An 11,434-nucleotide genomic window follows, 5' to 3' on the forward strand; every position below is an offset into this window, starting at 1 on the left:
TGCCGAGTCTGAGACGGGATTTTTATACCCCTTGGGCCGATCTGGCGGCCACGTTTTCCTACCATGGCCGCTGGCGGCGCGATTCTCTAGCGGCAGAACCGGCCGGCATTGAGGCCAGAAGCGGCAGGGCCGCCAACTGGCCGCACCGCCTATTGTACTTCGTAGCCGACTTCCTCGCTGGCATGGCAAAGCGCCTTCCAGAACGAACGCGCGAACGAGCGGAAGACGTAGATGTCGAACTGGTCGGCGCCGGTGCGCTGGATCTGGGCGAAGACGTCGTGATGGGTGGTCGAGCGACCGGCGCCGACCGGGAAGGCAGTAAGGGTGAAGTCGATGGCGAAGAATTTCGCCAGCACCCATTCGGCCTTCGGCCCGGCTATGCGGATGGCGGTGCGGCCATGCGACAGGTCCGTCACCGTGCCGATGGCCGGCGTCACCACTTTGGCAAAGGAAGCGGCCAGCCCTTCGGCTTCATCGGCCACGGTGAACTTTCCCGGCGCGAAGCCGAACACCGCTTTCACACCGTCGCTCAGCCCGCCGCCGGCGCCGTCGGGCAGCGCAAGCCCGGTGACGGTGCGGATGGCTGATATCAGCGTCTTCTCCTCGCCCGGCCAGGCGGTGAGCTGCACAATCGAGCCCGGCCGCGTTTCGGTGAGGATGATCTCGACGCCATGCTCGAAATTGCCATGCGAGCCGACATGAAACTCCGGCTCGAGGGGGGATTGGCGCTCAACCATGCATGCGGGTCCCTTCCGGATCGTAGAAATGGTTGGAGACGATTTCGACCGGCCCGAAGCGGTTGCGCAGTGGATCGGAGACATGGGCGCGGGTGCCGTGCCTTGCCTTGCCACCCGCGACCAGCGCCAGCGCGATATGCTTGCCGAGCGCGGGCGAATAGCAGCAAGCGGTGATGTGGCCGATCGAGCCGTGCGGATTGGCCTCGTCAAGCTCTTCGACAATGTGCGCGCCGCCATTGAGCGGCCGATTGTCGAGCGCGATCAGGCCGACCAGTTCCAGCCGGTCGGACGCGATCAGGCCTTCGCGGTCCATCATCGCCGAGCCGATGAACGGCTTCTTCTTCGACAGCATCCAGTCGAGATGCAGGTCGCGCGCCGTGGTGCGGCCGTCGATCTCGGCGCCGGTGACATGGCCCTTCTCGATGCGCATCGTACCCAGCGCCTCGAGCCCGTAGGTGACCAGCCCGAACGGCTTGCCAGCCTCGACCAGCGCTTCCCAGACATGGGTGCCATAGCCGGCGCCGGAATAGACCTCGAAGGCCATTTCGCCGGAGAAGGACAACCGGCAGATCATCACCGGCACGCCAGCGATTTCACCACGAACGATGCCCATGAATGGCAAGGTCGCATTGTCGACGGCGGTGACGGTCACGCAAGCAGCAAGGATTGCCCTGGCCTTCGGTCCGCCGATCGCGGCACCCGCCCATTCGTCGGTCACCGAGGTGACGTGGACCTTGAGGTCCGGCCAGATCACGTCGAGGAAATATTCCAGATGCTGCATCACCTTGCCGGCGTTGGCCGTGGTGGTGGTCATCAGGAAATCCTGTTCGCCGAGCCGCCAGGTGGTGCCGTCGTCGAAGGCAAGACCGTCCTCGCGCAGCATCAGCCCATAGCGCGCCTTGCCGACGGCGAGCGTCGAAAACATGTTGGTGTAGACGCGGTCGAGGAATGCGGCGGCGTCGGGGCCCTGCACGGCAATCTTGCCCAACGTCGAGACATCGACGATCCCTGCACTTTCGCGCGTCGCCTTGGCTTCTCGCACATAAGCCTGCTCGACGGTTTCGCCGGAAAGCCCGTAGATCATCGGTCGGTACCAGAGGCCGGCGGAATACATGGTCGCGCCGTTGGCGACATGCCAGTCATGCATCGGCGTCAGCCGCTCCGGCTTCAGGTCGCCAAAGCGCTCCGCCGCCAGCGAGCCGATCGACACCGGCGCGAAGGGCGGCCGGAAACGCGTCGTGCCGACTTCCGGGATCGGCTTGCCCAGCGCCTCGGCCATGATGGCGAGACCTGGAACGTTGGAGCTCTTGCCCTGGTCGGTCGCCATGCCGAGCGTGGTGTAGCGCTTCAGGTGCTCGACCGAGACGAAGCCTTCGCGGTGTGCCAGGCGGACATCTTCCGCCGTCACATCGTGCTGGAAGTCGACAAAGCTCTTGCCCTTGGCCCTGATCTCGAAGACCGGTGCCGGATCGGGATCGCTAGGTACGGCTTCGACGGTCGGCAATGCCGCCGGCGTGCCCGTTCCGCCGACGGCCGCAAGGCCAGCGGCGCGGCCTTCGGCGATCGCCTCGGCGGTGGAAAAACTGCCGGTGAAGGCGCCGGCGCCAAGCCATTGTTGTGTTGGCCAATGCTGCGTCGGCTTCGGCGGCAGGAAGGCCTGTCGTGCGGCATTCCATTCCGCTTTGGCGCCGGCCTGGCTGGCCAGGTGGATGGTCGGCGACCAGCCGCCCGACATCAGCAGGCAGTCGGCATGGATGCTGCGCTCATCACCGGTCAGCGTACCGGTGACCATGTCGAAACGCTGGACCTTGATGCCGGACAGCGCCTTGCCACCCTCGGTGGCGATGACGGCGTGGCCGGCAAAGATCTCAGCCTCGGCTTCTGTGGCGAGCTTGCGCATCTCTGGCGAAAGCTCGGACCTGACGTCGGCGATGGCGACGATCGCCGCACCTGCCTTCTTCAGGGCGACAGCCGCGCGATAGGCGCTGTCATTGTTGGTGAACAGTGCGATCCGTTCGCCCGGCAGCACGCCGAACTCGTTGGCATAGCGCTCGGCGGCATGGGCCAGCATCACGCCCGGCCTGTCATTGCCCGGAAAGACCAATGGACGCTCGAAGGCGCCGGTAGCCAGCACCACGGACTTGGCGCGGATCGCCCAATAGCGATGGCGCGGCTCGCCCTTGACGGGCTGCTCCTTGTGGTCGCTGACCCGTTCAAGTGCCGCAAGGGTGTTGTTGTCGTAATAGCCCCAGACCGTGGTGCGCGGCAAAAGCCGGACATTGTCGCGGCCTGCGAGCTGGGTGACGGTGCGGCGGGCCCAATCGGCGGCGGGCGCGCCGTCGATGGTCTCATCCGACCAGTTGGTCGAGCCGCCGAAACGCGGTTCGAGATCGGCCAGAATGACGCGGGCGCCCTGATCGGCGGCCGCCTTGGCGGCCATCAGGCCGGCGGGGCCGGAGCCGACCACCAGCACGTCGCAAAAGGCGTTCATGCGCTCGTAGCGGGCGGGATCCTTCGCCGATCCGGCGCTGCCCAGACCGGCGGCGCGGCGGATGAAATGTTCGCAGAACATCCAGAAGCGCGTGCCCTTCAGCGGGCCGATCACCGGTCCCATGAAGGTCTTGTAGTAGAAACCGGCCGACAGGATCTTGCCGCCGAGCTGGTTGACGGCATTGATATCCCAGGCCAGCGAGGGAAAGCGGTTCTGGCTGATCGCCACCAGCCCGTCATGGATCTCGACCATGGTCGCCGGAATGTTGGGCTCGCGAACCTCGCCCTTCAGCACAGTCACCAGTGCGTTGGGCTCCTCGACACCTGCGGTGAGCAGGCCGCGCGGGCGGTGATATTTGAACGAGCGCCCGAAAAGCGTGACGCCCTTGCCCAGCAGCGCCGAGGCCAGCGTGTCGCCGGCATGGCCGGTATAGGCAACGCCGTCGAAGGTGAAGCGGATCGTCTTCAGCCGGTCGATGCGGCCACCAGTGTCGGTGCGGCGCGGGCTCATGCCTCGTCCTCCGCCTTGGGGCGCGCGGCTGAGCCATGATCGCCGCGCACGAAGGCGACGCGGGAAATCTCATGCGTCAGCGTGTTGCGCACGACGCGCAGATGCGCGCGGCAACCGCCGGAATGCTGCCAGATTTCATTGTGATCGCCGGCCGGGTTCAGCCGGTCATAGACATAAGCGTTCCACGCCTCGAAATTCTGCGAGACGGGGTCGGGTCGTTCGCGATTGCCGTCGCCCTGATAGGTGAACTCGATTACGTCGCGCGGGCCGCAATAGGGGCAGGTGATGAGCACAGGATGTTCCTAATGAAGCCTGGGGTTCGCGCCCTGGCCCTTGTCGTCGATGACGAGGCCGCGGTGGAAGCGGTCGAGCGTGAACGGCGCGTTGAAGTCGTGCGGCTCATCCTTGGCGATGGTCCAGGCAAAGGTCCAGCCGGAGGCCGGCGTCGCCTTGAAGCCGCCGTAGCACCAGCCACAGTTGAGATACATGCCGGGCAGGGGGCCGGTGGTGATGATCGGCGAGCCGTCCATCGACATATCGCAGACGCCGCCCCAGGAGCGCAGCATGCGCACACGCGCAAGGCCCGGGAACAGCGCCAGCATCTCGCTCATCACCTCGTCGACGATGGGCAAATTGCCGCGCTGAGCGTAGCTGTTGTAGCCGTCTATGTCGCCGCCATAGACAAGGCCGCCCTTGTCGGACTGCGACATGTAGAAATGGCCCATGCCGAAGGTCACGACCGTGTCGATGAAGGGCTTTAGCGATTCCGTCACGAAAGCCTGCAGCACATGGCTCTCGATCGGCATCGTTTCGATGCCAGCGAGATGCATGACGCGCCCGGTGCTGCCGGCCACGGCAACCGCCACCTTCTTGGCCCGGATGTCGCCGCGCGAGGTGGTGACGCCGGTGACGCGGTCGCCATCGCGCAGGAAGCCGGTGACCTCGCAGTTCTCGACGATGTCGACGCCGCGCCGGTCGGCACCGCGCGCATAACCCCAGGCCACCGCGTCATGGCGGGCGGTGCCGGCGCGCCGTTGCATCAGGCCGCCGACCACGGGAAAGCGCGCCTCGCTGGAAATATCGAGCGCCGGGATCAGGCGCTTGATCTCGGCCGGCGTCATCAGCTCTGCGTCGACGCCGAGATGGCGCATGGCGTTACCGCGCCTTGCATAGTCGTCGAACTGGGTCGGCGTGTGTGCCAGGTTCAGGCAGCCGCGCTGCGAGAACATGACGTTGTAGTTGAGTTCGTGCGAGAGGTTCTCCCACATCTTCATCGAATGCTCGTAGAAGCGGGTGTTGGCCGGCAGCAGGTAGTTCGAGCGCACGGCCGTGGTGTTGCGGCCGACGTTGCCGGAGCCGAGCCAGCCCTTTTCCAGCACCGCGACGTTGGTGATGCCGTGTTCCTTGGCCAGATAGTAAGCGGTCGCCAGACCGTGACCGCCACCGCCGATGATGATGACATCATAGGAAGCCTTCGGATCGGGCTTGCGCCAGGCCGGCTTCCAGTCCTTGTTTCCCTTGAGCGCGTTCGCAAGCAGCGAAAAGGCCGAGTACTCTGCCATCATTGTCATCCGGTTCGGGCGATGCGGCAGACTATAGAGCAGGCCGCATCCGCAAAGCCAATATTGCGCCATGGCCTTTCGACTGACCGACGCCGCGATGCGACGGCTTGCCCCATGATATGGCCGTCTTTATCAAGGACAGGCTTTTTGAAATGCCTTTGCCGCCCATGAGTCGCCAACAAATCATGCTTTTTCGATTGCTTCGCCTCTTCCTGATCCTCGCGCTCGTCGTTTCGGCGCAGCCTTCGTTCGAGGCGATGGCGCAAGCGCTTGGCCAGGGCGCCGCCGGCTTGATCACCGATCAGCAGAAAGTCATTCAGGGGCTGACGGCCAAGGCCGACGATCTCGAAAAGAAAATACAGCAGGATGGTGAGGACGATGCCTCGCTCGTGGATATCCGTCTGCAGCTGGAGGATGTGTCGCGGGCGGCATTGACCAGCGCGCTGGCGTTCCGTTCGCGGCTCACCGACATCAACAATCGCATCGAGGTGCTGGGTCCGCCGCCGGCGGCGGGCCAGCCGTCGGAGCCCGACATCGTGACCGGCGAACGCCAGGCGCTGGCGTCGGAAAAGGCCGAGATCAACGCTGTCGTCGCCAGCGCGCAGAACCTGTCGATCCGTATCAGCGGGTTGATCGACAAGATCGGCAAGATGCGCAGTGACTTGTTCCGTAACTTTTTGACCAAGCGCTACGTGCTCTCGGATGCGCTGAGCCCGCAGGTGTTTTCCGACGCCCGCGACGAGTTCAACAATTTCTACAAGGCGGTGTCGTCATGGCTGAGCTTCGCCTTCAAGTTCAAATTCCAGGCCATCCTCGCTGCAACTTTCGTGGCGCTCGGCCTGGCGCTGGTACTGCTGGTCGGCGGCAGGCGCCTGTTCGGGCGCATGTTCGAGGCTGACCCCACCAATGAAGACCCATCCTATCTCAGCCGCCTCACGGTGGCCTTCTGGTCGACATTGCTGCCGACCCTGGCGGTCGGCGCATTTCTCGGCTCGACCATTTTCTTTTTCAATTACTACAACGTCTTGCGTGGCGACATTGGCCTCTTCCTGAACGCGATGGCGACGGTCATTGGCGTGGTGTTCTGCGTCAACCGGCTGACCAATGCGGCGTTGGAGCCGCGGCTGCCAAACTGGCGCCTGATCCCAGTCGAGACCGGGCCGGCGCGCTGGCTGGTGCGCCTGGCCACCGCCATGGCGGTGGTCATCTCAGTCAACACCTTCCTGTCTGTTATCAACGACAAGATGGGCTCGCCGCTGTCGCTGACCATCGCGCGCAGTTTCGTCGCCACCATCATCGTCGGCATCATCCTGATCCTGATGGCGATGCTGCGGCCGTTCAAGGCGCGGGACGGAAGCTGGCGGCCGTGGCCGGCATGGCTGCGCTACCTGGCGCTGGCGCTTGGCCTGTTCACCATCGTCGCCGCTCTGCTTGGCTATATCGGTCTTGCGCTGTTCGTCTCGCTGCAGGTCGTGGTCACCGGCACGGCGCTGATCACCGCCTATATCGGCTTCCTGTCGGCGCGCGCGATCGGCGAGGAGGGGGCTTTCGCCAACACATCCGTCGGGCGCTGGCTGTCGACCAATTCCAGCTACGAAGACACCGCACTCGACCAACTCGGCCTTGTCGTCAGCATTGCCATCAACCTGTTGATCGTGCTGGTTTTCCTGCCGCTGATCCTGCTGATGTGGGGCTTCCAGCCAGGCGACATCCAGGCCTGGGCCTACAAGCTCGCGACCGGGATCAATATCGGTTCGGTGACGATTTCGGTTACCGGCATCCTTTCGGGCATCATCGTCTTCGTCATCGGCTATTTCCTGACGCGCTGGTTCCAGGGCTGGCTCGACGGCTCCGTCATGGCGCGCGGCAAGGTCGATACCGGCGTGCGCAACTCGATCCGGCTGGCGGTCGGCTATGCCGGCGTGGCGCTGGCGGGGTTGGTCGGCATATCAGCGGCGGGCATCGATCTCTCCAGCCTGGCGCTGGTCGCCGGTGCGCTTTCCCTAGGTATCGGTTTCGGTCTGCAGAACGTGGTGTCGAATTTCGTCTCCGGCCTGATCCTTCTGGCCGAGCGGCCATTCAAGGTCGGCGACTGGATCGTGGCCGGCGACGTCAGCGGTACGGTCAAGAAGATCAGTGTGCGCGCTACCGAGATCGAGACGTTTCAGCGGCAGTCGGTGATCCTGCCCAATTCGAACCTGATCAACAATGCCGTCGGCAACTGGACGCATCGCAACAAGCTCGGCCGCATCGACATCAGGGTTGGCGTCGCCTATGGCAGCGACGTCAAGCAGGTTCACGCCATCCTGCTGGAGATTGCGCGCAGCCATCCGATGGTGCTGAAGAACCCCGAACCCTTCGTGCTGTTTTCCAATTTTGGACTTGCCGCGCTCGAATTCGAGATCCGTGTTTTCCTGGCCGATGTGATGAACGGTAATATCGTGCAAAACGACGTCCGTTTCGCCGTGCTGGAAAGATTCACCGACCAGCACATCGAGATACCCTCGACGCCGCGCGCCGTTATCGAGACCAAGCATGCGAAGGCCTGGCCGACCGACGACGACAAGATCGAGGCCGACTTTGCCGACCAGCAGCAGGCGAAGGCGGACGCCGAGGCGGAGAAGAAGCGTTTGGTCAAGACCGGGCGCAAGGTGCGCAAACCTGATCCCGACTAGGTCCAGCACATCGGACAACTGGCGTGCCTGGAGAAGCCAAAACCAATTGCGGCATGAATGCGGCATTCAGTTGCGGTTCAGCTTCCATCTCATATAAGCTCCCATGCAAAGGGCGAAAATGCCTTGCGAAATGCAACAGAGGCGGTGGGAACACCGATATTGCAACATGTGGAAGTCTCTCGTCGTCGCCGTCGGCTTGCTCGCCGTGAGCGGTACGGCCAATGCCGCCAGCGCGGTCAACAAGGACGCCGAGACCCGCACGCTGGTCGTGACCGAGGGTGGCAGCAAGACCGAGCTAGCGCTGGCTGGCGGTGAAACCGTCGAGTTCTGCCAGAACGGCTGCTTCGTCACCTTGCCCAACGGCGACCTCGAAGCCCTGACCGGCTCGGAAACCGTCGAAATCTCGGGCGGCGTCGCCCGCATCAAGTAATCTCGATGGCATAATTGGAAAGGCCGGGCATTTGCTCGGCCTTTTATCGTTTCCGGTAGCATTTGTTTAATAACGACGCCGGAAATACCGGTGCGGCAGCCGTCTGCAACCAGGCGTTTTAACGTTCGCTACGCCATCCCCCGCTATACCAGCGTCAAGACGCCAAAACGCGGCGCGCAACCAGATTCCGGTTTCCCGGATCATACGCTGGCAGGGCAGGACGGACATGGACGCGCGGTCGGACAGGAACGCAATACCGCTTGCGGTCGATCTCGACGGCACGCTGATCGCAACCGACCTGTTGTGGGAAGGCTTGTTCCTTCTGCTCAAGAAGAACCCGCTCTATATCTTCCTGGTGCCATTCTGGGCTGCCGGCGGGCCGGCGCGGCTGAAGCAGGCGATCGCGCAGCGCATCGACATCGACCCCGCGACACTGCCCTATCGCGCGCCCTTGCTCGACCGGCTCCGTACCGAGCACAGCGAAGGCCGCCAGATCGTGCTGGCGACCGGCACGCCGCGCAAATTCGCCGACGCCATAGCTGCCCATCTCGGCATTTTCGACCGGGTGCTGGCGACCGATGGTTTCGACAATCTCACCTCTGGCAAGAAGCGTGCTTCGCTGGTCGCCGCCTATGGCGACGGCGGTTTCGATTATGCCGGCAACAGCCGCCATGACCTCCAGGTCTTCGACGCCGCGCGCAATGCAATCGTTGTCGCGCCCGACCGTGATGCCGCGCGCTGGCAGGCGGCGCATGGCGCCGAAACCATGCCGGCGCCGAAGCCGACCTTGCGGACCATCGTCAAGATGCTGCGCGTGCATCAGTGGCTCAAGAACTCGCTGATCGCCGTGCCGATGGTGCTGTCGCACGAATATTTCAACACCAACATGATCTGGCAGTGCCTGCTGGCGTTCATCTCTTTCAGTGCGGTGGCGTCCGCCATCTATATCCTCAACGATTTCTTCGACCTCGCGCTTGACCGCAAGCATATCACCAAGCGCAACAGGCCGTTCGCCAGCGGCGCACTGTCGATCCCGTTCGGCCTCGGCGCGATCGTCGTGCTGTTGGCGATCGGCATCGGCACCAGCCTGTTTTTGCCAATCCAATTCCTCGGTGTGCTCGGCGGCTACATGGTCGTCACCACGGCCTATTCGCTGTCGTTCAAGCGCATGCTGCTGGTCGACGTGCTGACGCTTGCCGGCCTCTATTCGATCCGCGTGATCGCCGGTGCGGCCGCGACCGGCGTCGACGTCTCGTTCTGGCTGCTCGCCTTCTCGATCTTCTTCTTCCTGTCGCTGGCGCTGGTGAAGCGCTTTGTCGAATTGCGCACCACCGCCATTCCGCCCGGCGAACGCATTGTCGGCCGTGGCTATCGCACCGAGGATCAGGAGATCGTCGCCCAGGCCGGCATGGCCTCGGCCTTTTCCTCGGCGCTGGTGTTGGCGCTCTACATGGACAGCGTCGCGGTGCGCGAACTCTATCCACATCCATGGCTGATCTGGCCGCTGGCACCGATCGTCCTTTACCTGACCATGCGCGTCTGGATCCTGGCGCGCCGCGACGAGATGCATGACGACCCGGTCGTGTTCATCATCCGCGACTGGCGCAGCCAGATCGTGGTGGCGATCGGCGCGGTGCTGCTGGTCATCGGGGGCTGGTAGGTATGGCCGGCCGGTTCCAGAGCTTTGGCCTCGCCAGGCCGCCTGCGCCACGTGCGATCCACGCCGACGACGCCATTGCGCTGCTGAAGGGTGGCCAGGCGAAGGATGGGTCGCTGTTGGCCTATGGCAGTGGGCGTTCCTATGGCGATTCCTGCCAGAACCAGGTCGGCGCGGTCGTCGACATGCGGACCCTGAACCGCATCCGCGCCTTCAACGCCGAGACCGGCGTGCTCGAGGCGGATGCCGGCGTGCTGCTGTCGGATACCATCGCGTACGCCGCACCCCACGGCTTCTTCCCGGCTGTCGTTCCGGGCACGCAATTCGTCACGCTCGGCGGCGCCATCGCCAATGACGTGCACGGTAAGAACCACCACCGGCGCGGCACGTTCGGCTGCCATGTCGAGAGTTTCATGCTGCTGCGGTCCGATGGAAAGACCTATCGCTGCTCGGCCATGGACAATCCGCGCCTGTTTGCGGCGACCATCGGCGGCATGGGCCTGACCGGCCTGATCCTGTCGGCCTCGATCAGGCTGATGCGGGTGCCTTCGCTCGACATCGTCGAGAAGACGACGCCGTTTCGCGATCTCGGCGAATTCTTCGATCTGGCCGAGGCGGCGGACCAGGCCAATGAATATGCGGTGGCCTGGATCGACCAGCTCGCCGGCGGCCGCAACAGTGGCCGCGGCCTGCTGTTCACCGGCAACCATGCCGAGCATGGCTCGCATGCGGCCGCGCGCGCCGGCGCTAATTTCGTGGTGCCGTTCCAGCCGCCATTCAACGTGCTCAGCCGGCCGTTCCTGACCGCTTTCAATGCCGCCTACCGATGGAAGAAAGGCCGCGCCACGGTGCCGCGCCAGACCGGCTATCAAGGTTTCTTCTTCCCCCTCGACGGCGTGCGCGACTGGAACCGGCTTTATGGCCCCAAAGGGCTTTTCCAGCACCAGAGCGTGGTGCCGGAAGAGGTCGCGCGTGCCGTGGTGCCGGAATTGCTGGTCGCTGCCCGGCGGGCCGGGCAGGGGTCCTTCCTCACCGTGCTGAAACGCTTTGGCTCAATTCGCTCGCCGGCGCTGCTGTCATTCCCCAGGCCGGGCTACACGCTGACGCTGGATTTCCCCAACAAGGGGGAGCCGACACTTGCCTTGCTTGGCGAACTCGACCGCATCACCATCGCGGCCGGCGGTGCAGTCAACCCCTACAAGGATGCGCGCATGAACGCGGCAACCTTCGCCGCCTCCTTTGCGGACTGGCCAAGGCTGGAAGCGCTGCGCGACCCTGCCTTTATGTCCGATTTCTGGGCGCGCACGGCTGGCAGCATCGACCTGCGGCGGCGCGGCGCTGAGGCCGCGGAATAGATAAAATTGGAATGAAT

The 11,434-nt window shown here is 64.0% G+C and carries 8 protein-coding genes; 4 read left to right on the top strand and 4 right to left on the bottom strand.

Features of this window, described 5'->3' with window-relative positions:
* Positions 1-149: 149 nt before the first annotated feature.
* Genes HGP13_RS18140 through HGP13_RS18155 form a run of 4 tightly spaced genes read right to left on the bottom strand, consistent with a single transcriptional unit; the run spans position 150 to position 5,300 of the window.
* On the bottom strand, positions 150-737 hold the full coding sequence (locus HGP13_RS18140) for a sarcosine oxidase subunit gamma (protein WP_172227873.1): 588 nt from the start codon (positions 735-737) through the stop codon (positions 150-152).
* Positions 730-3,738: a sarcosine oxidase subunit alpha gene (locus HGP13_RS18145; protein WP_172227875.1), complete on the bottom strand. Its 3,009-nt coding sequence runs from the start codon at positions 3,736-3,738 to the stop codon at positions 730-732. Before HGP13_RS18145 ends, HGP13_RS18140 begins: the two co-directional genes overlap by 8 nt.
* The gene (locus tag HGP13_RS18150) at positions 3,735-4,031 is read right to left on the bottom strand and encodes a sarcosine oxidase subunit delta (protein WP_172227877.1); all 297 of its coding nucleotides are present in this window, start codon (positions 4,029-4,031) and stop codon (positions 3,735-3,737) included. Before HGP13_RS18150 ends, HGP13_RS18145 begins: the two co-directional genes overlap by 4 nt.
* Positions 4,032-4,040: 9 nt before the next feature.
* Positions 4,041-5,300 carry a sarcosine oxidase subunit beta gene (locus HGP13_RS18155; RefSeq protein ID WP_172227879.1) on the bottom strand — a complete coding sequence of 420 codons (1,260 nt, stop codon included), beginning with the start codon at positions 5,298-5,300 and terminating at the stop codon, positions 4,041-4,043.
* Between the two features lie 185 nt (positions 5,301-5,485).
* Here HGP13_RS18155 and HGP13_RS18160 point away from each other — a divergent pair, with 185 nt between their 5' ends.
* The 4 genes from HGP13_RS18160 (at position 5,486) to HGP13_RS18175 (ending at position 11,417) form a co-directional block, all read left to right on the top strand.
* The gene (locus tag HGP13_RS18160; protein WP_172227881.1) at positions 5,486-7,975 is read left to right on the top strand and encodes a mechanosensitive ion channel family protein; all 2,490 of its coding nucleotides are present in this window, start codon (positions 5,486-5,488) and stop codon (positions 7,973-7,975) included.
* Between the two features lie 166 nt (positions 7,976-8,141).
* Positions 8,142-8,405, top strand: a complete 264-nt coding sequence (locus HGP13_RS18165; RefSeq protein ID WP_172227883.1) for a hypothetical protein — start codon at positions 8,142-8,144, stop codon at positions 8,403-8,405.
* 226 nt (positions 8,406-8,631) lie between these two features.
* The gene (locus tag HGP13_RS18170) at positions 8,632-10,065 is read left to right on the top strand and encodes a UbiA family prenyltransferase (protein ID WP_172227885.1); all 1,434 of its coding nucleotides are present in this window, start codon (positions 8,632-8,634) and stop codon (positions 10,063-10,065) included.
* Between the two features lie 2 nt (positions 10,066-10,067).
* Positions 10,068-11,417, top strand: a complete 1,350-nt coding sequence (locus HGP13_RS18175) for an FAD-binding oxidoreductase (protein ID WP_172227887.1) — start codon at positions 10,068-10,070, stop codon at positions 11,415-11,417.
* The last annotated feature ends 17 nt before the right edge of the window (positions 11,418-11,434 follow it).

This window comes from Mesorhizobium sp. NZP2077 (assembly GCF_013170805.1).
Lineage (GTDB): Bacteria > Pseudomonadota > Alphaproteobacteria > Rhizobiales > Rhizobiaceae > Mesorhizobium.